This window comes from Williamsia herbipolensis (assembly GCF_036153515.1).
Classification (GTDB): domain Bacteria; phylum Actinomycetota; class Actinomycetes; order Mycobacteriales; family Mycobacteriaceae; genus Williamsia_A; species Williamsia_A herbipolensis.
Genome location: NZ_CP108021.1, coordinates 834,477 through 860,907, shown reverse-complemented (window position 1 = coordinate 860,907; position 26,431 = coordinate 834,477). Strand labels below are relative to the sequence as shown.

At 64.9% G+C, this 26,431-nt stretch carries 26 protein-coding genes and 1 tRNA gene; 14 read left to right on the top strand and 13 right to left on the bottom strand.

The window, feature by feature from the left end:
* Positions 1 to 131: 131 nt before the first annotated feature.
* The 6 genes from OG579_RS03900 to OG579_RS03875 all read right to left on the bottom strand — a co-directional run bounded on the left by OG579_RS03900 (position 132) and on the right by OG579_RS03875 (position 6,117).
* Positions 132 to 896 (bottom strand): TauD/TfdA dioxygenase family protein, encoded by a 765-nt coding sequence (locus OG579_RS03900; RefSeq protein ID WP_328858162.1) that lies wholly within the window; start codon positions 894 to 896, stop codon positions 132 to 134.
* A complete protein-coding gene (locus tag OG579_RS03895) occupies positions 893 to 1,966 on the bottom strand; it encodes a D-alanine--D-alanine ligase family protein (RefSeq protein ID WP_328858161.1) in 1,074 nt (357 codons plus the stop codon). The genes OG579_RS03900 and OG579_RS03895 overlap by 4 nt, the downstream gene beginning before the upstream one ends.
* On the bottom strand, positions 1,956 to 3,278 hold the full coding sequence (locus tag OG579_RS03890; protein WP_328858160.1) for an ATP-grasp domain-containing protein: 1,323 nt from the start codon (positions 3,276 to 3,278) through the stop codon (positions 1,956 to 1,958). Before OG579_RS03890 ends, OG579_RS03895 begins: the two co-directional genes overlap by 11 nt.
* Positions 3,275 to 4,150: an O-methyltransferase gene (locus OG579_RS03885; RefSeq protein ID WP_328858159.1), complete on the bottom strand. Its 876-nt coding sequence runs from the start codon at positions 4,148 to 4,150 to the stop codon at positions 3,275 to 3,277. Before OG579_RS03885 ends, OG579_RS03890 begins: the two co-directional genes overlap by 4 nt.
* Positions 4,143 to 5,354 carry a sedoheptulose 7-phosphate cyclase gene (locus OG579_RS03880; protein WP_045823026.1) on the bottom strand — a complete coding sequence of 404 codons (1,212 nt, stop codon included), beginning with the start codon at positions 5,352 to 5,354 and terminating at the stop codon, positions 4,143 to 4,145. The genes OG579_RS03885 and OG579_RS03880 overlap by 8 nt, the downstream gene beginning before the upstream one ends.
* 91 nt (positions 5,355 to 5,445) lie before the next feature.
* Positions 5,446 to 6,117: an HAD family hydrolase gene (locus OG579_RS03875; RefSeq protein WP_045823025.1), complete on the bottom strand. Its 672-nt coding sequence runs from the start codon at positions 6,115 to 6,117 to the stop codon at positions 5,446 to 5,448.
* Positions 6,118 to 6,407: 290 nt separating this feature from the next.
* On the opposite strand from OG579_RS03875, the gene OG579_RS03870 reads away from it, so the two are divergent.
* The 12 genes from OG579_RS03870 to OG579_RS03815 all read left to right on the top strand — a co-directional run bounded on the left by OG579_RS03870 (position 6,408) and on the right by OG579_RS03815 (position 17,705).
* Positions 6,408 to 6,989 carry a TetR/AcrR family transcriptional regulator gene (locus OG579_RS03870; protein ID WP_328858158.1) on the top strand — a complete coding sequence of 194 codons (582 nt, stop codon included), beginning with the start codon at positions 6,408 to 6,410 and terminating at the stop codon, positions 6,987 to 6,989.
* 96 nt (positions 6,990 to 7,085) lie between these two features.
* Positions 7,086 to 8,552: a glucose-6-phosphate dehydrogenase gene (zwf, locus tag OG579_RS03865; RefSeq protein WP_408068739.1), complete on the top strand. Its 1,467-nt coding sequence runs from the start codon at positions 7,086 to 7,088 to the stop codon at positions 8,550 to 8,552.
* A gap of 572 nt (positions 8,553 to 9,124) precedes the next feature.
* On the top strand, positions 9,125 to 9,946 hold the full coding sequence (locus OG579_RS03860; protein WP_328858157.1) for a tyrosine-type recombinase/integrase: 822 nt from the start codon (positions 9,125 to 9,127) through the stop codon (positions 9,944 to 9,946).
* Between the two features lie 271 nt (positions 9,947 to 10,217).
* Complete coding sequence (locus OG579_RS03855) at positions 10,218 to 10,382, top strand: helix-turn-helix domain-containing protein (RefSeq protein WP_328858156.1); 165 nt, start codon at positions 10,218 to 10,220, stop codon at positions 10,380 to 10,382.
* 164 nt (positions 10,383 to 10,546) lie between these two features.
* Positions 10,547 to 10,726, top strand: a complete 180-nt coding sequence (locus tag OG579_RS03850; RefSeq protein ID WP_328858155.1) for a helix-turn-helix transcriptional regulator — start codon at positions 10,547 to 10,549, stop codon at positions 10,724 to 10,726.
* Positions 10,727 to 10,776: 50 nt separating this feature from the next.
* Entirely contained in the window at positions 10,777 to 12,885 is a 2,109-nt protein-coding gene (locus OG579_RS03845; protein WP_328858154.1) for a bifunctional DNA primase/polymerase, read from the top strand.
* Between the two features lie 368 nt (positions 12,886 to 13,253).
* Entirely contained in the window at positions 13,254 to 13,553 is a 300-nt protein-coding gene (locus OG579_RS03840; RefSeq protein WP_328858153.1) for a hypothetical protein, read from the top strand.
* On the top strand, positions 13,550 to 13,993 hold the full coding sequence (locus OG579_RS03835; RefSeq protein WP_328858152.1) for a hypothetical protein: 444 nt from the start codon (positions 13,550 to 13,552) through the stop codon (positions 13,991 to 13,993). The genes OG579_RS03840 and OG579_RS03835 overlap by 4 nt, the downstream gene beginning before the upstream one ends.
* An 834-nt stretch (positions 13,994 to 14,827) precedes the next feature.
* Positions 14,828 to 15,526: a hypothetical protein gene (locus OG579_RS03830; protein ID WP_328858151.1), complete on the top strand. Its 699-nt coding sequence runs from the start codon at positions 14,828 to 14,830 to the stop codon at positions 15,524 to 15,526.
* 374 nt (positions 15,527 to 15,900) lie between these two features.
* The gene (locus OG579_RS03825) at positions 15,901 to 16,455 is read left to right on the top strand and encodes an HNH endonuclease (RefSeq protein ID WP_328858150.1); all 555 of its coding nucleotides are present in this window, start codon (positions 15,901 to 15,903) and stop codon (positions 16,453 to 16,455) included.
* A 455-nt stretch (positions 16,456 to 16,910) separates the two neighbouring features.
* On the top strand, positions 16,911 to 17,183 hold the full coding sequence (locus OG579_RS03820) for a type II toxin-antitoxin system TacA family antitoxin (RefSeq protein ID WP_328858149.1): 273 nt from the start codon (positions 16,911 to 16,913) through the stop codon (positions 17,181 to 17,183).
* 6 nt (positions 17,184 to 17,189) lie between these two features.
* Positions 17,190 to 17,705, top strand: coding sequence for an N-acetyltransferase (locus tag OG579_RS03815; RefSeq protein WP_328858148.1), 516 nt, complete (start codon positions 17,190 to 17,192; stop codon positions 17,703 to 17,705).
* A 528-nt stretch (positions 17,706 to 18,233) separates the two neighbouring features.
* Here OG579_RS03815 and OG579_RS03810 read toward each other — a convergent pair.
* From OG579_RS03810 to OG579_RS03800, 3 genes are all read right to left on the bottom strand, one after another.
* A complete protein-coding gene (locus OG579_RS03810; protein WP_328858147.1) occupies positions 18,234 to 18,512 on the bottom strand; it encodes a hypothetical protein in 279 nt (92 codons plus the stop codon).
* A gap of 48 nt (positions 18,513 to 18,560) precedes the next feature.
* Positions 18,561 to 18,902 carry a hypothetical protein gene (locus OG579_RS03805; protein ID WP_328858146.1) on the bottom strand — a complete coding sequence of 114 codons (342 nt, stop codon included), beginning with the start codon at positions 18,900 to 18,902 and terminating at the stop codon, positions 18,561 to 18,563.
* Positions 18,903 to 19,774: 872 nt separating this feature from the next.
* Positions 19,775 to 19,848 (bottom strand) — tRNA-Leu (locus OG579_RS03800).
* Positions 19,849 to 20,089: 241 nt separating this feature from the next.
* Here OG579_RS03800 and OG579_RS03795 point away from each other — a divergent pair.
* Positions 20,090 to 20,662 carry an ANTAR domain-containing response regulator gene (locus OG579_RS03795; RefSeq protein ID WP_045823259.1) on the top strand — a complete coding sequence of 191 codons (573 nt, stop codon included), beginning with the start codon at positions 20,090 to 20,092 and terminating at the stop codon, positions 20,660 to 20,662.
* Positions 20,663 to 20,786: 124 nt separating this feature from the next.
* The gene (locus OG579_RS03790; RefSeq protein ID WP_045823024.1) at positions 20,787 to 22,157 is read left to right on the top strand and encodes an ABC transporter substrate-binding protein; all 1,371 of its coding nucleotides are present in this window, start codon (positions 20,787 to 20,789) and stop codon (positions 22,155 to 22,157) included.
* 99 nt (positions 22,158 to 22,256) lie between these two features.
* Here OG579_RS03790 and OG579_RS03785 read toward each other — a convergent pair whose 3' ends face one another.
* Genes OG579_RS03785 through OG579_RS03770 form a run of 4 tightly spaced genes read right to left on the bottom strand, consistent with a single transcriptional unit; the run spans position 22,257 to position 26,376 of the window.
* Positions 22,257 to 23,084 carry an ABC transporter ATP-binding protein gene (locus OG579_RS03785; protein ID WP_045823023.1) on the bottom strand — a complete coding sequence of 276 codons (828 nt, stop codon included), beginning with the start codon at positions 23,082 to 23,084 and terminating at the stop codon, positions 22,257 to 22,259.
* Positions 23,081 to 24,157, bottom strand: a complete 1,077-nt coding sequence (locus OG579_RS03780) for an ABC transporter ATP-binding protein (RefSeq protein WP_328858145.1) — start codon at positions 24,155 to 24,157, stop codon at positions 23,081 to 23,083. The genes OG579_RS03785 and OG579_RS03780 overlap by 4 nt, the downstream gene beginning before the upstream one ends.
* Positions 24,147 to 25,139, bottom strand: a complete 993-nt coding sequence (locus OG579_RS03775) for a branched-chain amino acid ABC transporter permease (protein ID WP_045823021.1) — start codon at positions 25,137 to 25,139, stop codon at positions 24,147 to 24,149. The genes OG579_RS03780 and OG579_RS03775 overlap by 11 nt, the downstream gene beginning before the upstream one ends.
* Positions 25,140 to 25,143: 4 nt before the next feature.
* Entirely contained in the window at positions 25,144 to 26,376 is a 1,233-nt protein-coding gene (locus tag OG579_RS03770; RefSeq protein ID WP_238981288.1) for a branched-chain amino acid ABC transporter permease, read from the bottom strand.
* Between the last annotated feature and the right edge of the window lie 55 nt (positions 26,377 to 26,431).

Genomic DNA, 26,431 nt, shown 5'->3' with positions numbered 1-26,431 from the left:
GGGTACCCGGCGACTCCCCGGACCAAACCTCAGGGACCGAACATCGTCGGAGACGGCTACCCGGCCACCCTGCGGTGTCCTACCCGCCCGCAACCATGCTGTGTACTACCCGCCCGCAACCATGCGGTGTCCTACCCGCCCACCATCCCGCGGTGCATGACGCGGTCGCCCACCACACCCGAATGGTCCGCCTTGTGCATCACACAGCGGTTGTCCCACATCACGACATCGTTCGGCGACCACCGATGGGCGAGGACGTTGTCCGGACGGGTGCTGTGCTCGAGAAGCGACGCCACCGTGTCGGCGGCCTCCTCCTCGCTGAGCCCGCTCACCTCCGCACACCGCTGCGGCGTCGACAGATACAGCGCCGTGCGGCCCGAGATCGGGTGCGTCGCGCAGAGCGGGTGCACCGCCGAGGTCTCCGCGTCGTCGCCGAGGTCGAGGCCGGTCACCACGTGGGTCACCGTCCGCTCCGACAGATCCTCACGCACCATCGCCGGCAACGAATCGAACGCCCGATACTGATTGCTGAACAGTGTCTGGCCGCCCTCGGCGGGCACGTCAACGGCCCGTAGAGCCGTGTACGCGGGCGGGTTCCGGACGTAGCTCGTGTCGACGTGGAACTGCGATCGGGGCGGTGTCGACCGTCCCACGTTGCTGATCACGTTCAACTCCGGACGGCCGGGCACGGGCGTCTCCCCGACGGTGAACACCGTCTCGCCGAAACTGCGCAGGAACGCGAGGAAGTCGTCGTCGTCGACGTCCTGGTCGGGCAGGACGATCACCCCGTGCTCGGCGAGCAGGGTGCGCAGTTCGTCGGTGTCAGCGGTGTCCAGCGGCCCCACGCGGACGCCGGTCACCTCGGCGCCCAGGGGAGTCAGTGCAGTGTGCTTCATCGTTTCTCCTGTTCGGCGCGCAGTTCTGCGACCGCGATGGCGAACACCTCGTCGAGTCCGATACCCGCGGCCTTGGCCATGACCGCGATCACGCTGCCCGGGGCGAACGAGCAGTAGGGCCCCGCCTCGAGGAAGAACGGTGTGCCGTCCGGGTCGATCCGGAAGTCGAACAGGCTGTGGTGGCGGCACCCCAACGCGCGGTGGCATCGACGCGCGGCCTCGTGCACCACGGCCACGATCGGGTCGTCGTCGTCGACGATCCAGGCGTGCTCGGCGTCCTTCGCGACCAGGAACAGGTCACCGTCGTCGGACCGCGCCAGCTTGTCGGCGCGATCGCGGATCGGTTTGGTCTCCGCATCGACCGCGTACTCCTCGAGCGGGAGACAGACGAGCTCACCGTCGCGGACGATGATGCCGCACCGCACCTCGCGCCCGAGCTCGACGAAGGACTCGACCAGCGCGGAATCCCCCAGTGCGAGAGCGGTATCGAGGGCTGCGGGCAGCTCCGAGGCGTCCCGGACCATCGTCACGCCGTCGGAGTTGTCGGCGTCGACGGGCTTGACCACCACCGGCAGCGACAGTGTCGGTGCGTCGCCGCGCCGCACCACCTCGCCGTCGGGCACCGCGACCCCCGCCGCCGCGACGATCGCGCGGGTGGCCGCCTTGTCGGCGGCGATGGCCATCACCTCACCGGAGTTGCCGAGTCGCCCGATGCCGAGCACGTCGAACACCGAACGGTACGAGGTCATCCCGGGTCGACAGAACATCTGCGGGACCACGACGTCGACGCCCCACGACTCGATCATCTCGAACGCCCGAGCAGCGGAGCGCTCCTCGGCCGCGGCGATCGCGGCCGGGGTCAGGTCGTCGGGGAACGACCACCGACCTCCCGGGGCCACGTGGGCGATCCGGTTGTCGTACCGCGTGTCGGCGCGCAGGGCCGCCAGGCACCCCGATGCGTACAGGCGGGACAGGTCGGCGAACGCCTCGTCCACGGGGGACCCCACGAGGTGCAGCACCAGGGTGCGTTCGGGGTGCGTCGGCACGTCGGTCACGGGATCAGTCGCCACCGTTCTCCACCAACTTGCCGATGTTGAAATCGATGCGGCTCCACCCACGTCGGGCACGCAGGTTCTTCACCAGCAGCGACGGGATCTGCAGGTGATGCACCATCAGGAACGGCAGCGGGTCGTCTCGGTCGAAGATGGCGTCGGTGCTGCGCCGGATGCTCGCCAGCCGTGCGCGGCGTCCCCGCTCGGTCAGCAGTCGCCACAGTTCGTGATAGATCCAGTGCGTCGGGCGCGACGATGCCGTCGGGACCACGGTGGGGTGGTCGTCGGTGAGGTACGCCGCCGCCACGTCGGGGTGGTCGTAGAACATCGTGATCGCCGAGTGCGTCCGCGGATTGCACTCGATGGCGTAGACGGTGCCGTCAGAGGCCTCGATGAAATCGAACGACGCCTGCCCCGTCAGGTCCAGCGGTGCGAGGAAGGTCTCGACCCAGCGGCGGATGTCGGGCTTGTCGACCATCTCGTAGTTGATCTGGAAGGCCGACGACTCGCAGCAGGCGTACACCTGCAGACGTCCGTCGCGCACCGTGCCGTGCGTGCAGTACTCGGTGCCCTCGATGAACTCCTGCAGGATCCAGGGATCGGAGGGCGAGATCCCGAGGCTACGGGCGAAAGTGGCGTTCTCCGTGGAGGTCTCGCGTCGCAGACGCGTGAGGTCCATCCGGCCCACGGGGTTGTAGGCGATCCGTTTGAGGATGTACTCGCGGCCCGGACGGAAGTCGAAGTCGTCGATCTGCGCCGGATCGGTGATGCGCGCGAAGTGCGGGACCGCCAGTCCCAACGACGCCGCGTGGGCGGAGAACTCGTCCTTGACGTCGAGCATGTGGACCGTCTTCTCGTCGCCGTGGACGACCTCGCAGTGCTCGTCGAGGAGAGTGTGGGCGGCCGCCTCGTGGATGCTCGACGCCGGGCTCGACACGGGCACCACCACATCGACGCCCTCGTCGACGACGATGTCGCGCAGGGCCTGCGCGTATCCGGGTGCGGTCGGTTCGGGAGTGCAGTGGAAGGCGTCGACGGCGCGGGAGAACCGGTGTCCGGTCCAGCGGTACTTCGTCGACTCGACGAGCACCACACGATGGCCGGCGGCGTGAAACGCGCGTGCGAGCGCCAGGGCCTTGGTCATCTTGCCGCCGGTCACCAGCACGGTCTTCCGGTCGACGGACGGACCCGGATCCGTCGTGCGCGCAGGGTGTAGCCGACCGACCACCCAGGCTGTGCCCACGACGGCCGCATCGATCGGCAGGGTCACCGTCAACGCCGCGAGCACCGCGAGTGTGCGCGCGGCGTCGGCCTCACGCAGTGACGTCACCGCGCGCGATCCGGCACCCGCCGGATCAGGGTGAGCCCGTCGCGCAGGGGCAACACCACCTGTTCGACACGGTCGTCATAGGTGAGCGCGGCGTTGAACGTCGCCATGGCCGCCCCGTTCACCGATGCGGTGGTGCCGGCGGCGTAGGGCTCGCCCTGCAGCAGGGTGTTGTCGACGGCGATCAGCGCTCGGGGCGCGAGCAGCGACCCCTCCAGCAGGAGGTCGAGGTAACCGAGGTACCCCGGCTTGTCGGCGTCGATGAAGACGAAGTCGAACGGTGCGACGTCGCCGGCACGGCAGCGGTCGTCGAGACGCCGCAGGGTCTCACCCGCCGGTCCCACCTCGATCGTGATCCGTCGCCCCACCGGCGAACGGTCGAAGCACTCGCGTGCGAATGTCGCGACATCGGCGTCGATCTCACACGCCACCACCTCGCCGGCCTCGCCGAGTTCCTCGGCCATCGCGAGCGCCGAGTAGCCGGTGAACATGCCGATCTCGAGTACGCGCCGCGCGGCGCACGCGAACACCAGGAACTTCAGCGCCTGACCCTCGACATGGCCGGAGAGCATCTCCTGCTCGAGTCGCACCTCGGGGATCGACGACGGGTTCGCGTCCCAGTCGCGATGCGCGGTGCGCAACGCGAGATCGGCCAGCGCCGCCGATTCCGCGGTCGTGCACAGGTCCAGATAGGGGTCGAGTCCGGCGGCGAGCGCCTCGGCGCGTGCCGCCGAGGCGAGGATCGACCGATCGAGACCGTCGATCCCCTCGAGCCGCTCGCGCATGTCCCGGACCACCTCGGCGAGGATCGTCGACGGTGTGACCGGCCGCGGCGCAGCCGGTGTCGACATCTCCACGGGGTGGGTATCAGTCATGCGCACCGGTGAACATGTCGACACCGTCGCCCGCCCGGTCGAACTCCTCGACCAGCTTCTTGTGCATCTGCAGCGCGTCGGCCAACTCGTCGGTCGTCACGTCGTTGAGGAAACGGCAGCTCCCGATGGGGTCGGGGATCGCGGCGCGCAGCAACCCGTCGCGGGTCTTGAGGATCGAACCGGTGGCGTCGGCGAGGAGCTCGGCGGTGAGGAACTCGCTGTCGAGGGCGAGGCCGAGTCGACTCATGACACCGAGAACGCGGTCGCGATCGGCCACCGTGAGGTGTCCGCGCTGCTCGGCCAGGGTGGTCGAGAGCGCCATGTCGATGTTGATCGCGTGCCCGTGGAAGAACGGCGCCGGGGGAGTGAGCTCGAGCGTCGGGCTCCAGGTGTGACCGAACGCGATCACACGATCGAGATCGATCTCGTGCAGGTTCGGCGCCTCCAGATCGAGCATGGTGGCGATCGCGGCGTACGTCAGTCGATCGCCCACCGCGCGCAACTCGGCGGAGCCGTCGAGGTGACCGAAACGGGTGCGCAGGAGATCGGGACCGTGCTCGTCGAGCATGTCGAAGATCTCCGAGTTCCCGACCACCGAGATCTTGATCAGCTCGGCCATGCCGTTGCGGACCTGATCCTCGGGAAGCGTTGCGAGGAAGGAGAAGTCGAGCAGCACCTTCTGCGACGCGTGGTACGCGCCGAGACGGTTCTTGTGCTTGCCGTAGTTGACCGCGACCTTGATCGACACGCTGGCGTCGATGAGACCGATCAGCGTGGTGGGGATGCGGATGTAGGGCGTGTTGCGCCGGTAGCTCGCGCAGGCGTACCCGGCGACGTCGGTGGTCAGGCCACCACCGACGACGAGGACCGGCTCGGTGCGGACGAGACCGAACGCGTCGAATTCGCCGACGATGGTCTCGAAGGTCTCCAACGACTTCGCGGTCTCGCGGATCTGCACCGGCACCACCGTGAGATCGAGCCCGTGGTGGTCGAAGTAGGTGCGGATGGCGTCGCCGTAGAGCGACAGGACGGTCTCGTCGATGACCATCAGCGCCCGACCGTACGGGCGATAGCTGTCGGCCAGCTCGGTGTTGTCGACGGCGAACACGCCGTCGACGTAGATCAGGTCGTATTCGATCTTCTCGTAACCCTCGACGTGGAAGGCGCGGTCGGTCGAGGTGACCTGTGCTTGCAGATTGCTCACTGTGGTGCTCCAGGATGTGTGCCGCGCGAGGTCGGCGGCGGTTCGGCAGGGAAAAGGTGTGGCGAAAAGGGTGTGGCGGGAGAGGTGGAGGTCAGGCGGTGCCGGCGGCGAGCTCGCGCACGCGGGCGGAGTCCAGGACCTCGACGACCTCGACGGCGGAGCCGAAGTCGCCGTCGGCGGTGTTCTCGTTCGGGAACGCGATGCAGCGGACGTCGGCGGCACCCGCAGAGGCGACACCACCCTCGTTGTCCTCGATGGCGACGGCGTGGCCCGCCTGCTCACCGAGCTCGGCGAGGGCGAAGCGGTAGGCCGCGGCGTCGGGCTTGGGGGTCTCGACACTGTCGGAGTCGACGATGATGTCGAAGGTGTCGGCGCTGATGGCCGGGGCGAGGGCGTCGAGCAGCGCGGTGATGTTCTCGCGCGACGTCGTCGTGACGAACCCGAGCTTCACACCGTCGGACTTCGCGGCCTGCACCGTCTCGACGACCCCCTGGCGGGGCTGCAGACCGGCGTCGCCGATCAGCGTCTGGAAGATCCTCGACTTGGTCGCGTGGACGGCGGCGGCGTCGACATCGTCACCGTGTGCCGAGGCGTACTCGGCGATGCGGTCGGCCCCGCCGTTGGATCCGAGCATGCCGATGTAGTCGTCACGGGTCCAGGTCCAGTCCAGGTCGTGCTCGGCGAAGGCCTGGTTGAAGGCCTGTCGCTGCAGTTCAGAGGTGTCGGCGAGGGTGCTGATGGAGCCGAACAGGATTGCGGGCATGACGACCTTTCGGAGGGTGTGGGAGAGCAGTGGGCGGCGGTACAGACCCGAAAGAGAGGGTCCCGGCGGCCGGCGCGTGGGACGATGGCAATGGTCGTATCCAATAGGGAAAACCAAAGGTGTTGGCGCCGTTGGGTTTCCACGCCAGACCCGTTGCTTCTGATCCAACAGTACAGTAACGGTCTGTCAGTTCAATAGGTTTGCATCGGAAAAACGTGCGACGGTGGAAGGGTGTCACTCCACGCGGGTGAGACAGTGGAGGGGAACCGTCGACCGACAGAGCTGAGGACATGACCGACACATCTGAGGACGCGCGAGTGGCGCGCACCCGGGGTGACGTGTCGCGCGCCGCTCTGGAGGTCCTGACCAAGCAGGGGTGGGATGCGGTCTCCCACGCCCACATCGCACGCGTCGCGGGGTATTCGAAGACGACGCTGTACACCCACTGGCCGTCGAAGATCGACCTCGTGGGTCTCGCGCTCGACGCCCTGGGCGACATGCCGCACTCGGTGCCCACCGGCGACATCCGTACCGATCTCATCAACGAACTCCGGGCGTTCCGCTCGGCCGTGGTCGACATCAAGCTCGACCGGATCCTCATCGTGCTCGCGCAGTGGGGCACCTCGGTGGAGGAGATCGCCGAGATCAGGACGCGGTTGATCGCCGACGGCGAGGGTGTCGCGCGCGCCATGTTCGCGCGCATCGCAGACGACGTGGTCGCCGAATCGGCGATCCATCTGCTCTCGGGTGTGGTGGTCTGTCCGGCGCTGATGCACGGTCAGGTACCCGACGACAAGGTCATCGAAACCTCGGTCGACATCATCCTCGGAGGTATCGAGGCGGTGCAGGGGCGTTCGAACTCGTCATCGTGAGCTCGGACGACATCGGCGGGACCGCTGTCATCGGTGGTGGCGAGTGGCCGACTCGCTCATCGTGCCGTGTGAGCGCCCGGGTGGGACGATCGACGAGTGATCGACACTGCGGAACGTCCCGAGCACTCCGATGACGTCGATCCGCACGTGGTCGTGTTGTTCGGCGCGATGGGCGATCTCGCCAAACGCAAACTGCTCCCCGGGCTGTTCCACCTGTCGATGTCCAAACTCACGCCGGCGATCCGGGTCGTCGGGACATCTCTGGACGACATCACCACCGACGACTTCCGGGCCGCGGCCAGGAAGGCGTGTCTCGAGTTCTCCAGCCGAAGTCTGACCTCGGAGGCCGTCGACGAGTTCCTCGACTCGCTGACCTACGTCTCGCAGGGTGACGGACCGGCGGCCCTTGCCGAAGCGGTCGAGCGCGCCTCGGACACCATCGGCGGCTCGGCGCGGGTACTGCACTATCTCAGCGTTCCACCGAAGGCGGCGATGGCTGTTCTCGAGATGCTGAACGAGGCCGGTCTCGTGGAGCGCTCGCGGGTGATCATGGAGAAGCCGTTCGGGACCGACCTGGCGAGCGCGAAGAAACTCAACGCGTCGATCCACCGCTGGTTCGCCGAGGAGCAGATCTTCCGGATCGACCACTTCCTGGGCAAAGAGTCGGCCCAGAACATCCTCGCGTTCCGGTTCGCGAACGGTCTCTTCGAGCCGATCTGGAACCGCAATTTCATCAACTACATCCAGATCGACGTCCCGGAGAAGCTGTCGCTGGAGGGGCGTGCCGGGTTCTACGAATCGACCGGCGCCTTCCGCGACATGGTCGTCACGCACCTGTTCCAGATCCTCGCGTTCGTGGCGATGGAACCACCCACCGAGCTGGCGCCCGGCCCGATCAGCGAGGAGAAGAACAAGGTCTTCCGGTCGATGAAGCCGTTGAACCCGCATGACGTGGTGCGCGGGCAGTACATCGGCTACCGCGATGAGCCGGGCGTCGCGCCCGAATCGGAGACCGAGACGTTCATCGCACTGGAGTGCGGTATCGACAACTGGCGATGGGCCGGCGTCCCGTTCTACCTGCGCACCGGGAAATGCCTGGCCGAGGGCCAACGCATCATCTCGATCGGGTTCCGTGAACCGCCCAAGAGCATGTTCCCGCAGGGATCCGGTGTGGGACAACACGGTCCGGACCACCTGACCTTCGACCTCGCCGACGTGTTCAAGGTGTCGCTGTCGTTCTACGGCAAGCGGCCCGGTCCGGGGATGAAGCTCGACAAGCTCAGCCTGCAGTTCGGGATGGGCGAGCACGAGCATGCCGGCCTGGTCCTCGAGGCCTACGAACGGCTGATCCTCGACGCCATGAAGGGCGACCGGACGCTGTACACGACGGCCGAGGGCATCGAGCGACTGTGGGAGGTGTCGGCGCCGCTGCTGGCCGATCCGCCACCGGTGCGCAGCTACAGCCCGTGGTCGTGGGGTCCGAATGCGATCCACCAGCTCATCGCGCCGCACGCGTGGCGTCTGCCCTTCGAACGGAGCTGGCGGAGCAAGGACAGGGAGTGATCCGCCTCGGAGGCGATGGGAGTCGGGATGCGGTCCCGCCCGGCCCGCCGGCCTGGGTGCCCCCGGTCAGACTCGAACTGACACTGGACGGGTTTTGAATCCGTATTCGCGGCGCGGTACCAGAAACGCTGTGACCAGTCAATAGTCGGCTTATCGTCCCTGGTGAGGACCGCTTTCGAGCTATTCATTTGTAGACACTCAAGCCCTTGTCGGGAGAGTGTTGGACGCGAGTTTGCCACACATTGCCCCACGCATGGGGCAGCGTGCCCCACGGCGTGTCCGCTACCCTCCCAGGCATGGCGTGGATCGAACAGCTCCCCTCGAAGCGATGGCGCGGCATGTACCGCGACAGTGCAGGCCGCAAAAAGTCCGCGGGTACGTTCACGGGGAAGAGGGCAGCGCAACAGGCTGCGAACACAGCTGAGGCAACAGCAAAGACGGTTCGGCCGGCGTCAGAGGTGACGTGGTCCGAATGGGAACCGCAATGGGTGGCGTCGCGGTCGGTGGCGTCGTCTACAGCCATCGAAGACGGCAAAAGGATTGAGCGGCATGTACGGCCACGATGGGGGGCCGTGAAGCTGAACGACATCACGCGCGCTGATGTTCAGCGGTGGTCGGGGGAGCTGACCGCCAGCGGGCTATCGGCATCGACCGTGCGGAAGATCGTCGGAGTGTTGTCGGCGTCGATGAGGGCCGCGGTGAGACTCGACGTGATCGACGTCAACCCGTGCACCGACTTACAACAACCAAAGCTAGCGCCGTCGCCCGAACACTGGCTGTCCGTGCCCGAGGTCGATGCGTTGCGAGATGTGCTCGACGACCGATACCTGCTCACTTTTGAGTTGTTGCTCGGTACCGGGATGCGTTGGGGTGAAGGCGTCGGCCTCCACTGGGACCAAGTACACCTGGACGCGGCGACCATCGAGGTGCTTTGGTCGTTCGACCGCAAATCGAAGTCGTTCACGCCACCCAAGAGCCACCAGAAACGAACCGTTCCCATCGGTGAACGGCTAGTCGGTCTGCTCGATGCACGTTTGGCCGACGTTGGCTCTGGTGCGCCACCACCGGGCATCGAATACAAAGAGATGCGCGCACCGCTAAGGGGTTTGGTGTTGGCGACACCTGGCGGAACACCACCGAACGGGACATCCTTTGCGCACGGTCTGTCCGCTGCTGGCCGTGCCGCGTTTGTCGGCGAGGGTGCACGTCGTCGTCGGGTCGGAGAGGTCCGCCCTCACGATCTCCGGCACACCTATGCGTCGTCGCTGGTTCAGGGGGGCGTGCCGATTCAACAGGTGAGCAAACTCCTTGGACATGGCTCTCTGACGGTGACACAGAGGTACGCGCAGCTTGGTGATAGTCAGTGGGATTCGGTGCGCGGAGTGCTCGGATAGGCCGTTTCCCGGCCATTTCGGTCACGATTGCATTACGGATTACGCGAGAATTGTTCCTCGGTATTACCCCGTGTAACCCGACGTTCCCACCCACTCCCGTTTGTCCGATTCTGATGCAATGGCGTTGTGGGCGGCAAGGGTTATAGTTCTTTTCGTAGTCACGAACGCCTCGATGGAGCACGGTTACCCATAGGAACGGCCCCGAGCGCAGTTCGACTCCACCCACTCAATCAGGCATCCCTGTGCCCATTCCTGTATATGGAGTTTCACTGTGAACAACGAACGATGGTTGACCGTCCCCGAAGCCGCCACCGAACTACGAGTGTCTACGAAGACAATCCGACGCTGGATCGGTTCGGGGCACCTCACCGCGCGGAGGGTCGGCCCTAAGCTGTTACGCATCGACTCGCGAACTATCGAACGAATGTTGGCATAGCAGACGCTCAAGAAGCGTTTAGAACCTAACTGGTACTTCTGTACCTAAACCAGGATAGACACTCCCTGTTCAGAGCAATTGTTCGTGGTTAAAGGTCCCACTTTAAGGCGAACTATTATTTAGATGTAAGCACTTCGAGCTTACTTCAATTACAGGAGAGTCGGATGGCCGAAACCATTTCCGACCTTATCCCCCTCGCAGACGCGGCAACGCTGACGGGTTACTCGGTTGGGCATCTTCGGCGCGCGGTAAAGGCAGGCGAAATCAACGGCTGGCGGCGCGGCAAGCGCTTGATCGTCGTTGACCGGGATGAGGTTATGCAGCATTTCTTTAAACGTCTCTGAGCGTTAGTTAACTGGGTCGCGAATGACGCGACGAAACACAAGGATTCCACATGGACACAGATTTTTTGAGCGCCGCCGTCTGCTACCTCGACGCCGGATGGTTTTCGATCCTCGCTCTACCGCAAGGCAAGAAGTACCCGCCACCAACGGGATTCACCGGACACGACGCCCCTGATGCATCGTTCCCTGACCTGACCGCTTGGGCCGAAGACAACCCCGAACAAAACCTTGCGCTTCGGATGCCGGAGAACGTGATCGGCATCGACGTTGATCACTACAACGGCAAACAGGGCGGCGACACCATCAGCGACGCGGAACAGCGTTGGGGGGCATTGCCTCCGACGTGGCGCACCACATCGCGCGACGACGAACACTCCGGGATCCGTTTCTACCGCGTTGCCCCCGGCACACACCTGAAGGACCGCCTCGGCGATGCCGTCGAAATAATCCAACGCTCACACAGGTATGCGATGGCGTGGCCGTCCGTGCATCCCTCCGGGGGCACCTATGCGTGGATCGGTCCTGACGGCCAAAACACCATCCCCAACGTGGACGACCTCCCGCCGCTGCCCATCGAGTGGGAACGCGGACTAGAGGTCACGGCACCGCGTCTGGTGGCCGACGCAAGCCAACTCGACGGGATCGACTTCGCCACCACCGGACCCATGTCGCCCAGTGTCGATGGGCGGCTACGGGAAGCAATCGCCGACCTCAGCACCCCGGGCGGTCGGCACGACACAACCCGCAACCACGTCCTGCGCCTGATGTCCCTATCGGCGGAAGGCCACACCGGTGTGCGGGAGGCGTTGACACGTCTCGGCAAGGCATTCGTCATCGCCGTGGCTGATCGTGCCGACGCCGACAGCGCGCAACACGAGTACGCGGCCATGGTCAACCACCCGCGCGGTAAAGCACTCATCGCCGCGAACCTGGCACGCCCACAGGAGAACTCGATCTGGGACGCTACCCCGTATCTGGCGCAGATCCGCGACGCGGCGCACTCCCGGATGCTGTCGCCGGCGGTTGTCCTCGGCGTCGTGCTGGCCTACCGGCTCGGTGAGGTCCCGCCGAACGTCGTCATCCCCGCGATCATCGGCGCGCCCGCCTCGCTCAACATGTACTCCGCGTTGTGGGGGCCATCGGGAGGTGGCAAAACCGCCGCGCTCGCTGTCGGCAAGGAACTCATCAGCTCAACGCACTGGACGGCCCCACCCGGCTCCGGTGAGAAGATTCCGGGCCTGTTCGTGGCGCCTGACAAAGAGGCCGAGAACGGTGTTCGGTGGCTGCGCCGGAACGCGGTGTGCGCTTACGACGAGATCACCAGCTTGGCGGGGATGGCGAACAGGTCCGGATCAACGCTCGTCGGAACCCTGCTCAGTGCATGGTCGGGATCTGCGATCGGTGCGCAGCACCAGGACACGACGCGAACACACCCCGTGCCGGACCACTCGTACCGGCTGTGCCTGTCTGTTGGTGTGCAGCCGCGCAACGCGGGCGTTTTGATGAATCACCAGGGAAGTGGCTTGCCGCAACGGTTTTTGTGGCTCAACTCAATCGACCCGACTCTTGGCAGCCTCGACTACACCCCGAACGCGAGCATTACCCCGTTGCATTTGAGTGATGTGGCGAACTGGGGTGACGCGCTGGGGCCGCGCCGAGACGTTCGCGTCTGTGACAGTGCCTACCGGGCGGTGTGGGCCACGAAGTCGGCCTATCACCGGGGCGAGGTCGACGGCACCGACTCGCACAGGCTGCTACTGCAACTCAAGGTCGCGGCGGGGCTGTCGATCCTCAGTCCTGGCATCGACGAACCCGAGATCACCGAAGATGTCTGGGCGCTCGCCGGTCGAGTCCTCACCGAACTGCACGACCCGTGCATCGCGCTGGCCTCATCGGAGGGTTCACGACAGGCAAAGGCTGCCGCGAGGTCGGCGGGCGAGATGGACGCGGAACGCGAACATGCCGCCGAACACGCCAAGGTCGAAAAGGCCGCTAACCGGCTGCGGAAGCGGATGGGCGGTGGCGGGATGACGGTCCGCGACGTTGACCGGGTGTTCAACGCACGCGAGAAGCGCGACGAGATCCACAGACTCGCGGTCGATCACCTCATCGGCGGCGGGGAGTGGATCGAGCTGGACGGACGCTACCGCTCTGCCTGACACAACGGACAGTACAAATGTCGGACGTCGGACAGTCCGACATGCACGCGGGGTTGACGGACAACGGCTAAAAGTCCCTTGAAAGACAATAACTGTTTTGACCTGCGGTTTTACCCCTCCGCGCTTCTTTCCAATGTCGGACGGGGCGGCCCAGATGTCGGACAGTGTCCGACAGTCCGACATCCCGCACCCCATCCAATTCAGAGGACATTTCTGATGAAACTAACTGACCACAACCGGGGTTGTGACGTGCATGTGACACCCCGACATAACGGCGGCGTTCGCCTCGCCCAAGGACCGGCACAGGTCTTTTTGGACGCCGACGAACTACGCAACCTGCGTGCATGGCTCGACCAACTGGAGGTCCGATGATCAAGGTCACCCCGAAGCCTGGGGGCTATCAGATCCGTTCGGGCGCGTTCTACGTTTACGTCCCCCACGCTGAGGTGGCGAGGGTTGTCGACGAGTTGACGCGCAATAGGTTCCCGAAGCCGCACGACCCTGATACCCATATCCCCGCGTCCCACCCGGTGACGGATGCCCCGCGTCGGGAGCTGGACCCCTGCCCGGACTATTTAGGTTTCCTTGCCGCACGGCAGGCGGAGTGGGCAGCGTTTCACGAGCGTGCTGCCCAGTGGGAGGCCGAGCATTCGGTGGGGGTGGCGTGACGCGATCGTTCTCCGTCGATGAGTTGTTGGACACGATCGGTGAGGCGATCACCCTGCTGCGTGATCCGCGAGGGCATCAGGGCACCTTCCGCCCCTATTTGTGCGACACAGCAGATTTCGAGTTCGTCAGTCTGTGGCGATCGTGTCTGTTGGTGGGTGTCGATCCGGTGGGCATCCCTTGTTGGTCGCCGGGTGGGGTGGTTCGGGGCTTGTCGTCGAGGACGACGGCGCAACACATCACGTGGATGGTGTGCGACGTTGCAGACCGACTGCCGTTCGATGACAGCGAGATACATCGCATGTTGTGGACGGCCCGGTCGCGTTCCATCGGTGCGTCGAACGAGGTTGCCAGCCTGATGCTCGCGGTTCGTGAAGCCGCGATCGACGACGAGTTCGACCAATTCCGCGCCGAGGACACCCTTGCTGCTCGATCGGCATGAAGCGGCAAAACGGTTGGGGCGGAGCCACTACGCTATTCAGAGCTGGGAACTTGACGGGCATCTGCGGGTTGCGACGCGGACAGAGCAAGGCCGGGCGCTCTACGACAGTCGTGACCTGTTGGCGTGCGCGCGCAAGATGCAGCAGAACTATCACCACCGCAGGATCGTGGCGGGTTCCGGTCGAGGCCACCTTCATCCCGCAACGGACGAGATCCGACGCCGGATCCTAGCTGGCGACGGTACTAAAGCTATTGCCGAGGCTGTCGGGTGCAGCATCTCGACTGTTTCAAAGAATCGCCGCATCTTAGCGGCTGGAAACATCACAGAACAGCCAAACAAACATTCCGAGGGTAAAGACACCCCGGAACCCTTAAGAGCCCGTCTGCGGGCGAATGAGATAGCGATACGGCTATTTCCCCAGAGAAAGAATAACGACTATGAGTCGAAACAATAGGATGCCGAGCGGTCGCTACTGGGTGATTGCCAACGCACCTGAGCGTCGATCAATAAATGTTCATGCGCATGATGAGCGCGCAGCTAACGCCACAATCGCCGCGAGCATTCATCAAGGTCCCGCAAAGGTGTTTCTCCGCGATGACGACCTGCGGATGCTCGCTGATCTGCTTTACAAGTTGGCGGCGGAGGCGGGGCAGTGAAGCCCACCGCGCGTGAAGTCCCCATCACCGCCCGACGATCCGGTGTCCATTTCTTGACCCTGGCGATCGGCTCGCAGCAGTGGACGGGCCACGAGACAGAGCTAGCGGCCCTCGCCGATGAGATACGTAAAGCATTGCAACAGAATGGAATTAGCCAGTGAACGAAATTTTTTGCACCGTGGCTCCCGCGCTCGTGGGCCTCGACCTCCTGACTGAAGAGGATCTAGACCGTGCCCACAAGCTGCACGACCAGGCCCGCGAGTACCTGACACTTTCCCGGAACTCGGAGCAGGCCGTCGCGCGTAAGGTTGCCGAGCTGGCCGACAAGCTCGCAGCCGATCCAAAGACGACACCAGAGAAGGTCGTCGGAGCCACGACCGGCATCCCGGATGCCCGCGCCGTCACCTCCATCGCCGAGACGCTCGAACGCTCGCTTAACAGGCAGGCCCAGGCAATCGTTCTAGCCCGCGTAGGTGAGGCGGTCGGTCGGTTGAACGCCCGTCTCGCCGAGATCGCCGACGAGACCGAATCCGTCGCGAGCGACCTGTCGAATATCACCACGCCCCAGCAGGCCATCGACGCCGGGGCAGTCGACCAGTGGCGTCGGGCACAAGCTCTGATCGCCGAGTACAAGGACATCGCGTCAGTCGTCTACGAGTTGCGCGAACTTCGGACCATTCCCCGCCCGCGCAGTTCAGAGTCGGGGCCGCACTGGCGTTTCCTGCGTGACGAGGACCAGACGTCGTGGCTACCGCAGGACGCCACCGCCTGGCAAAAGCACGTTCGAGATATGCAGCGCCGACCGTGGGTCCCGGCTTCCGAGGATGAGGCCAAAGCCGTCCTCGACCAGTGGAACCGAGAGGCGGTGTCGGCATGAATGACCGACAGTTGATCATCGACGCGATGGTGGCGGCTGGGGTCGAGGACGCCGGCAAGCCGCGCTCCAGGAACTACGTCAACACACGGTATCTCCAGGCCGAGGAACCGGACGCCGAGACCGCCGAACCGGAACCCGAGCCTTCCGACGAAGAGCGACCGCGCACAACGAGCACACGACCGGTGCCGACCGACCACACCCCGGCACCCACGCCTACCGGTGGCCACGAACCCCGCCCGCTAGTTGTCGATCACTCCCGAGAGGTTCGGGAACTCGCCGACAAGCATTGGCGACGGCTGCACGGATAACACCCAACACAAGCGGGGCGGGCACTTCACGGTGTTCGCCCCGTTTCTGTTCCCCAGGAGGGGCACATGCCCGATCAATACAAGCCGCGCTCGCACGCGCGGAACGGTCACCGATGGAGAACCATTTCCGGTGTCGCTAAACGAAAGTGGTTACGCGAAGGTGTCGTCACCTGCCACCTTTGTCTGCGCGAAATCGACCTCGAAGCGCCGCCCAAGAGTGAGTGGAGCCTATCGGTGGATCACAAGATCCCCGTCAGCGTGCGACCAGACCTCGAATACACGCTCCACAACCTCGCCCCAGCTTGTTGGCAATGCAATGTCGTACGACAGGACAGGCCTCTCGAAGAGATTCAGCGTGACCCCGCCCTGTTCCGCAGGGAAGTAGAGGCCGCCATCGAACGCCGCGACATCCGACGTGTCAAAACCGCGTCCCGAGTCGCCGCGAACCAGGACATGCCGCCACATCCGGAATGGGGGCCGTCATCGCGCAATTGGTGGACCGGTGGCCCGCCCGTCGAGAGCCCCGAAGCCTGCGAAAAGCGCCTCGACGCGTGGCGACAGCTACCTCCCGAATGGCGGTCAATCTCGCCGGAGTCGGCAGCCGCACGCGACTGGCTCTGAATCGGGGTGCTGGAACGTCCGAAAGGCCGTCAGGATCGAAATGAGGCGGCTTTACAGGGCCATTCCGTGGCGCTCGATTTCCGCGAGAGAGAAGACGGCGCTGAGGGCGCAGAACGCCGTGGCCTGCGGCGACGGGGTGGGGGCCACCCTTCGGTCGCATTGGAGTAGGCGACGGTGAACCGGGTGGCTCGTAGGCGGTTGCCTAGCCTCGGCGTGTCTGGTGGCGCCTCAAGTAGCCCACCGTTAGGATCGGGGCTTAATCACCTCCACAGCCGTCCCGATCCTAACGATGGGCAGGTTGACCCGTTTCCGCAGGTCAGCGATGGTGGCCCTGGCACCTCACTCCAGGGGTGCACGCGACACACTGCAAGAGTGACCTAAACCACTGCAATGTACGGCGTTTGTACGTACACTCGCGTACACGCTGGCTGGCGATGGGGAAGATTGGTGTACAGATGACAACAACGAAGACAAAACGTATCGAGCTACGTGCCGAAGAGGAAATCTTCGATCGGATTCAGAGGGCTGCAAGCGTTGTCCACGAGCCCGCGTCCGAGTTTGTTCGCAAAGCTGCTGCTGAGCGCGCAAACGAGATACTGCGGCAGGATCTCATCACGGTCATGGAGGCTGATCAGTTCGACTCGCTCATGGCATCACTTGACGACGCCGGTGCCGCGCCGGGGCTAGCTGCCGCTGCCCGTAAGCCCGCGGTGTTTAAGCGGCGATAGCAGTTGATGGAGTTTGAGTCGTGCCGCCTGGAGGACGATCACATCCTCGACGGGTTCGATTGCGGCAAGGAGCCGCTGAATTCATGGCTTGACGGTCAGGCGCGCCGGGCAGACAGTGCCGGGGTCGCGAATGTCTATGTTTGGACACCCCTCGGGGAACGGAAGGTGTGTGGGTATTTCGCCGTCTGCCCCACCGAGGTTGTTCGCTCGGACGACGGCATTTCCGGAAAGCTCGCGAGCGGATTCTCACGCATCCCGGGCTATCTGATAGCCAAGCTGGCAATCGACGTGTCCATAGCCGGGAACGGATACGGCGAGCAATTGTTGCTCGACGCAGTCAGCAGAGCCGTAGCTGCATCAGAGATTGGCGGCGGGAGACTGATCGTCGTGGACGCGATTGATGACCAGGCAAAATCGTTCTACCTGAAGCACAACTTCACTGCCGTAATGAACCGCGAAAATCGCCTCGTCATGACAGTTGCTACCGCATCCAAGGCGCTAGGAGAGCGTTGGCGTGACTAGCTAGCCTGTGCCGTCGATGCGGTGTGAGTAACTCTCATCACCTCCGCCTCTAAATCGAGCGCCAATACGACTGGTCCGCTGAGAACGGTGGCGACGGTCTACCAGAGCGCGCCAACCCGGTTTCATAGGAAACGCAAGCACCCCCACCGGCCCGGTGGGGGTGCTTTGTTGTCTGTGTCGGTCGGTAGCGTCAGGGTTACTCGTCGCGGGCCGAGGGGTGTTGCCGTGGTTCCGCTGTACGAGATACCCCCGAAGTGTTGCCCCCGGTGCGGGTCGGAGTGGTCGGCTAACCGCTACCTGGTGGGATGGGCGAATCAACGCGAGGTGCCGTGCCGGATGTACACGTGTCGCCTCTGTGATCACCGGGTCTATCGGTCGCGGTCGTGAATCAACCACACGCACATGCTCGCGTAGGCGGCGAAGATCAGTAAGGCTGCGGTGATCGGGTCCATGCCAAAATCGGACGCGGCGTCGGCCCGTCTGGTTCCGCTAGCTGCGTTCTAGTGCGATGGGGGCACCCGCGCCGTGTCAGTCGTTCTCGATCGCATAGATGGCCCCTCGGAGGACTGCCTCAGTCTGCTCATCGAACTGCACCAGTTCGTCGGAATCGACCTCCAACGTGACATCGACGGTGTCCGACAGACCCAAGTACAGGGTCGTGTCGACCTTGCTGTGGAACACCCCGGTTAGAACTCCAACCGTGTGGGTCGCCCTGCCGCCGAAGTTGCCAACGTGGGCCACCATCAACAAGAGGTGTTCGGCGGTCAGGTCGCCCGCTTTGATGCACGACGCTTTGTTCTCGGTCATATGTCCGAGTTTAGATCGCTGAGGGTTCGCAAAGACGGCGACACGCAGTCAGGCCGGGGTGTGCGGATAGGACGCCAATGCCCGGTCCCATGCCTCGATCATCGCCGCGTGCAGATCGGCGTTGAGTAGGCCGGCGAGGCCCCATAGGTTGTTGCGGCCCTCGACACATGTCTCGATGACCGGTTCTCCGGGGATCGCTAGGTCGAGGTGGGCGACGACGTTCGTTGCCGGTCCGGTCAAACAGGTGTGCCAGGACACCACCGAGACTGCGACCCTTCCGCCCGCGTCGGTGATGTCCTCCCATTGCATCCATGTGCGGATTACGTCGCCACACACGGTGTCGTCGGTGATCCCGTCAAGCATCTCGATCGGTGTGGCCAGTGCAGTCATGTGGGGTCCGTTCGGTTGCCCGTCCGGGGTGGCCGGGATGCGGGCAACTGTGACACACCCCAGACAGGTTCGCAAGCGCTAGTCTTGCTCGAAGCTGTTGTGTAGCAACGGTTTAGCGTATCCGCTGCTACACCAACACCCACCTGTCGTAGCCACTGTCACGGCCCACGTGAACGGACCTGTGGCCCTGGCTTGGTGACCTCCCAAGCCTGACCTCCCAATTTTCCGCTGACCGTCGTCACCCCACGCCTGACCGCCCCCATTCACGCCGAGTGCGCGGGGAACCAGGTATGACCACCGTCGACATTGATCAGATGTGGGGGTGGCGCGTCGCGCCGGTTCGGGACGCTTGTCAGCACCTACCGGGACGGGCTGGTTAAGGTCGGGCCTGCCGAGAAAAACGACCGCTGTCAGATGCGTCTAGCGGCCCCTCAGGGGCCCGTAGACGGGACGGAAGGGGAGCACGGTTAGCAGGTGATGGCGGCGACGAGCTGCACTACCGCAGTCAGTAGGGCGTCGACAGGATGACGGGACTCAATCGCGTCGTCCAGCGCCCACAGTGCAGGTGCGAAGTCTGGGCGTAGGGGATGGGTGTCGGGTAGAGCGTCGAACACCGCCCGCGCCACAGCCGCGATATCGGCGGCGAGGGCAGGGTCAATAGATAGACTTGTAGAACGGTTCATGCGGGTGATCTCCGTGTGTCCGAGACCCTCGTCAGGTGCTGAGAACACCTACGGGGGTCGCCTTATATGGGCAGGTCACGGACCCAAGAACCCAGACGTGGACAACCGTTTGCCACATAAATGCCCCATGAGATCGAGCGTGTGGCAGGGGTGAAATGCGAAACTGCAGTTCAGATGCGGTTTTGTGGGTGCCCCCGGTCAGACTCGAACTGACACTGGACGGGTTTTGAATCCGTTGCCTCTGCCAATTGGGCTACGGGGGCGCGTCGATGCCGTGGGCGCGCGGGGCGGCCGGTGGCACGAGGGACCACGGTAGTGGATCGGCGACCGCACGTGCCAACCGGTACTGTCCAGGGGAATCGGACCCCTGGTGATCGGGTCCGCCCCGGCATCGACCGGGCAGAACACCATGGAGGTCCTCCTGTGACATCAGCGTCGCCCGCCGAACCCGCCCGACCCACCGCGCCCGAGCAGCGTGCGGCGCGTAGCCGCCCCGCGCACCGGGTGCTGGTGGCCGAGGACGACTCGCTCATCCGGATGGACCTCATGGAGATGCTCCGTGAGGAGGGATACGACGTCGTCGGTGAGGCGCCGAACGGACAGGTGGCGGTCGATCTCACCGAGTCGCTCCGCCCCGACCTCGTGATCATGGACATCAAGATGCCCGTCCGCGACGGGATCGACGCCGCCGCCGAGATCGCGCAGAAGCGGCTCGCGCCGGTCGTCATGTTGACCGCGTTCTCGCAACGCGATTTCGTCGAGAAGGCCCGCGACGCCGGAGCTCTCGCGTATCTGGTGAAGCCGTTCAGCAAGGCCGATCTCGTCCCCGCGATCGAGGTGGCGGTCAGTCGCTACACCGAACTCACGACGCTCGAGGGCGAGATCGCCGACATGACCGAGCGTTTGGAGACGCGCAAGCTCGTCGAGCGCGCCAAAGGATTGTTGATGAGCAGTCAATCATTAACGGAGCCCGAGGCGTTCACGTGGATCCAGCGCGCCGCGATGGACCGCAGGACGACCATGAAGGCCGTCGCGGTGGTCGTCATCGAGACCCTCGACACCGCCGCACAGGGGTAGAGCGCCGGTTTTCGGCGAATGTTACTCACGGGCAACACGACCGCGCTAGCTTTACCGGACCGAGGGAAGGTTCGGATGCTGATGCATGCCTCCTCGGCCGTCATGTCGCAAGGAGAACATTTTGATGTCGGGTCGCCATCTCATGAGTGGTGCAGTGGTCGCAGCGGTGTCGGTCATGACACTGGCTGCGTGCAGCAGCAGTGACAGCGGGAGTTCCGGGGAGTCCTCGGGCGCACCGTCGGAGAGTGTGAGCATCGAGTCGACTCCGGCACCCGCCGGCCTCGGCCTCGCGCAGAAACTGAACTGCCCCACGGTCGAGAAGGCCACGCCGGGGCCGGTCAGCACCGCGGCACTCAAGGTCGGCACCCTCCTGCCCGCCACCGGCAGCCTCGCCTTCCTCGGCCCGCCGGAGTTCGCCGGCGTGAAGCTCGCCGTGAAGGACATCAACGACAACGGCGGCGTGCTGGGCAAGCCGGTGGAAGAGGTCACCGGCGACTCCGGTGACACCACCACCGACACCGCGAACGCCACCGTCGACCGCGAGATCGGGGCCGGTACGCAGGTCATCATCGGTGCCGCGTCGTCGTCGGTGTCGCTGAAGGTGATCGACAAGGTCGCGACCGCGGGCGTCGTCATGTTCTCCCCGGCCAACACCTCCGACCAGTTCACCTGTTACCGCGACAAGGGGCAGTACTTCCGAACCGCCCCCGCCGACACCCTGCAGGGCCAGGCGCTCGCGCAGACCATGGCGGCCGACGGCGTGCAACGCGTGTCGGTGCTGGCGCTCAACGATCCCTACGGCACAGGGCTCGCGACCGAGGCGATCACCAACCTCGAGGCCGCGGGCATCCCGGCCGATCAGATCCAGAAGATCATCTACGACCCCAACGCGCAGTCGTTCAACGCCGAGGTCGACCAGGTGAAGAACTTCAACCCCGACGGCATCGCGGTGATCGGCTTCGACGAGAGCGCGAAGATCATCACCCGCATGCACGAGGTGGGCATCGGACCGACGGACGGCAAGTCGGTCTACGGCGTCGACGGCAACATGGGCAACGCCCTCGGCAAGGCTGTCGGTGCAGGTGTGCTCAAGGGCATGAAGGGCACGACGCCGCTCACCAACACCGGCGCCGAGTTCGAGCAGCGACTCAAGTCCGTCGACCCGTCGCTGATCGACTTCAACTACGGCGGTGAGAGCTACGACGCGACCGTCATCTCGGCTCTGGCTGCGGCACAGGCGAAGTCGACGAACGGACGGTCGATCGCCGCCCAGATCAACTCGGTCACCTCCGGTGGCGAGAAGTGCACCTCGTACAAGGCGTGCCTCGACCTCGTGAACCAGGGCCGCGACATCGACTACGACGGTGTCACCGGAACCCTCGACTTCAACGAGGCGGGTGAGCCGTCGATCGGTTCCTACGGGATCCTGGAGTTCGACGGATCGAACAAGTTGCTCAGCCCCGTCCGCAAGTACGTCTCGGTCGCCGGCAAGTAACCCACGAACAGACACGACCTCGCATCCCCGAGAGGGGGTGCGGGGTCGTGTCGTCTCAGCGGCCGGGCGAGGCCGCGAGCCGAGAAGTGGTGTCCTTCTCTACTTCTCGGAGCTACCGGCCAACGTTCCCAGATAGAGCTCGATGATCTTCGGGTCGTTGCGCAGCCGCTCCCCGGTGTCGGTGTACGCGTTGCGTCCCTGGTCGAGGACGTACCCGCGGTCGCAGATCTGCAGACACCGGCGCGCGTTCTGCTCCACCAGGATGATCGACACACCCGTGGCGTTGATGGCCTTGCACCGGATGAAGACCTGATCCTGGAACATCGGCGACAGACCCGCCGACGGCTCGTCGAGCAGCAGTACCGACGGTTCCATCATGAGAGCACGGCCCATGGCCACCATCTGGCGCTCACCGCCCGACAACGACCCCGCCTTCACCTTGCGGCGTTCGGACAGGAGGGGGAACAGGTCGGCGACCACGTCGAAACGCTCGGCGAACTTCTTGGGTCGCAGGTAGATCCCCATCTCGAGGTTCTCCTCGATCGTCAACGCGGGGAACACGTTCTGCGTCTGCGGGACGTACCCCACACCGGCCTGGACGAGGGTGTGTGCCTTGGCCGAGGTGATGTCGGTGTCGCGCAGGCGAACCGAGCCGTTGCGGATCGGGATCAATCCGAACAACGCCTTCAGCAGCGTCGACTTGCCCGCGCCGTTGGGTCCGATGATGCCGACGATCTCACCGTCGTCGAGGTAGAAATTGCACTCGGAGAGGATGTCGATACCCGGTAGGTAGCCGGCGGTGATGTCGTCGGCACGGATCAGGGCGTTGCCGGCACGTCGCTGGTGCTCGGCGGGTGTCGCGGCCAGCTGGGCCGGTGTCAGATCGACTTTCCCGCCACCCTTCTGGAGGCCGTCGGACTCGCTCATGGCTTCTCCTCGGCGTCGTCGTGGGGTGTCGGGTCGTGTCGGGGCGAGGTCACCGTGGGCGGAGGGGCGGAGAGGTCACCGCCCGCCTGCAGGGTCTCCTCGATTGCCTCGTCCACCTCGTGGGCGAGCACCGCGGTCTCGCCGACCGGGTTGCCGTCGGCATCGAACTCGAGTGCCTGGTCGTGATGTCCGCCGAGGTACGCGTCGACCACCGCCTCGTTGTCACCGAGTCGGTCGGGGAGGGACTCGGCGATGACGGTGCCCTGCGCCATCACCACCACCCAGTCGCTGATGTCGCGGATGACGTCCATGTCGTGTTCGACGAAGACGACGGTCATGCCGTCCTCGCGCAACGACTTGATGTGCTCCAGAAGACTCTGTGTGAGTGCGGGATTCACGCCGGCCATCGGCTCGTCGAGCATCACCACCTCGGGATCGCACATGAGTGCCCGGGCCATCTCCAGGAGCTTGCGCTGGCCGCCGGACAGCGACCCGGCGTAGTCGTTCGCCTTCTCCTCGAGACGAAATCGTCGCAGCAGGGCGTGGGCCCGCTCGGTGATCTCGGCTTCCTGCTTGCTCCAGGTCCACGGGGCCAACGCGGCGAGGAAGTGCTCCCCACGCTGGTGGCGACCGCCGAGACGCACGTTGTCGAGCACCGACAACTTCGCCAGCGCGCGGGTCAGCTGGAACGTGCGCACCATGCCGCGGCGCGAGACCTGGTGCGGGACGAGCTTGCCCAGCGGGTCGCCGTTGAGTGACCACGTCCCGGTGTTCGGTTTGTCGAATCCGGTGATGAGGTTGAAGAACGTCGTCTTGCCCGCACCGTTGGGCCCGATCAGTCCGGTGATGGCGCCCCGCTGGATCTCCAGGTGGGCGACGTCGACGGCGGTGAGCCCGCCGAACTTCCGGGTGATGCCGTCGACGGTGATGATCGCGTCGGGTTTCGCGCTCCCCGGCAGGGGGTCGACGGTCGAGAAGATCTGTGCACGTTCCTCGGCCGAGAGCGCCGTGAGCCGTGGGGTCGCGATGGTCGACGTCCGCGACGTCGAGGTCTGGGGCGTGTCACTTGGCATCGAGTTGCACCTCCCGCTTGTTGCCCAGGATGCCCTGCGGGCGGAACACCATCATCAGGGCGATGGCGACACCGAGCAGGACGTACCGGATGGCACCGACCTGTTGCTGGCTGAGGTCGAGGATGGGGTTGTCGCCCGAGGTGGCCTGGCGCAGCAGCACATCGGGGATCGAGAGCAGGAACCAGAACAGCATCGCGCCGAGGACCGGACCGAACACGGTGGCCGCGCCACCGAGGATCAGTGCGCCGTAGGCGAAGAAGGTCTGGGCGGTGGAGTAGAAATCGGGGTTGATCGACTGTGTCTGCAGGGCGTTGAACACCCCGGCGAGGCCGCCGATGCACCCGCCGAGCACGAGCGCCTGCATCTTGTAGAAGTAGGCGTTCTTGCCGACCGACCGCGCGGCGTCCTCGTCCTCGCGCACCGCCTTGAGCACGCGTCCCCAGGGACTGCGGACCAGAAGGAAGACGAACAGGCACAGCAGCGCCACCAGGATCCAGCCGATCACCATCGACCACAGGTCGCTGCCCTGGAACTTGATGCCGATGAACGAATACTGCTTGCCGTTGTCGAACGGGCTCAGCGAATAGAAACCGTCGGCGTAGCCGAAGAGGCCGTTCGTCGACCCCGTCACGCTGTCGGTGGAGGTCGATCGGAATATCAGCCGCAGGATCTCCGAGGCCGCGATGGTGACGATGGCGAGGTAGTCCGCGCGCAGGCGCAGGGTGGGGAGGCCGAGCACGAGGGCGAGGACGCCCGCGGCGACGACGCCGATGATCGCCCCGGCCCACAACGGCAGGTCGTACTTCACCGACATGATGCCGACGCCGTAGCCACCGAGGAGGGCGAAACCGATCTGCCCGAAGTTCAGCAGGCCGGTGTAGCCGAAGTGCAGGTTCAGCCCGATGGCCAGGAGTGCGTAGAAGATCGCCGAGGGCCCCACGAGCTGGGCGAGCGACGTCTGCAGAGCTGCGATGAGATCCATGTCGTCAGCCGATCCGTGCGCGGGATCCGAGGATGCCCTGGGGTCGTATGGCGAGGATGACGATCAGGACGACCAGACCGCCGATGTACTTCAGGTCGGGGTTGACCCAGTACGTCGAGAGCTGGACGAGGAGACCGACGATCACGCAGCCGAGGAGCGCGCCGTAGGCGGTACCCAGACCGCCCAGGGTGATGCCGGCGAACATGAGCAGCAACAGCTTGAACCCCATCTCCCACTGGACCCGGCCCGACAGTTCCGACAGGGCGAATAGAACGCCGCCGAGGGTGGCCAGCGCGCCGGCGAGCGCCCAGACGAACAGGATGACGCGGTCGACGTCGATGCCCGACGAGGCCGCGAGGTCCCGGTTGTCGGCGACCGCGCGCATCGCCTTGCCGATCCGGGTGCGTTGCAACATGGTGGCCACGGCCACGAGCACCACCAGGCTGACGATGATGCAGAAGAGGTTGACCGGGGTGATGGCGAAGGCGCCTGAACCGATCTGGGTCTGGACCTGGTAGTCGGCGAAGGGCTCCGACCGGTCGGAGAAGAAGATCAGGATCAGGTAGCGCGCGACCAGCGACAACCCGATCGACACGACGAGCTGTGCGACCAACCCCGATCGTCGGCGCCGCAGCAGACGCCAGATGCCCAGCTCGTTGGCGACACCGATGCCCGCGCCGATCACCACCGCGATGACGGTGGCCAGGATGAGGTTGAGGCCCAGTTTCACGTTGATGGCCCAGGCGATGACCGCACCGAGGGTCACGAGCTCACCGTGGGCGAAGTTGGTCAGACCGGTCGTGCCGAAGATCAGGCTCAACCCGACGCCGGTGATCGCGATGATGAGACCGAACCGCAGACCGTCGATGGCCAGTCGCGTCAGCTTCGACACCGCCGAGACCTCGGTGGAGGTCCGTTCGGCGCCGAAGGAGAAGATGACCGGCCGGTCGGTGCCCGCGGTCAACACCACGGGGATCGACCGCGTCTTCTCCTGGACGGAGATGCCCTTGGGCAGTGTCGACTCGTCGATGGAGACCACATAGTTGCCCGGGGGCAGGCTGATCGACCAGGCGCCGGTGGCGCTGGACTTCGCCGTGCCCACCGTGGCCCCGCCGGTGTCCTTCGCGGTGACCGTCACGTCGGCCACACGCTCGGTCCCGTTGCGCAGGTTGCCGAAGATGCGGACGTCGCCAGGGGCGGCCGATGCCGTCGACGCCAGCGTCGAGGCCAGGATCATCGACGCGAATGCGGTCACCAGGATCGTTGCGCACCATCGGATCACCGCGGTCCCC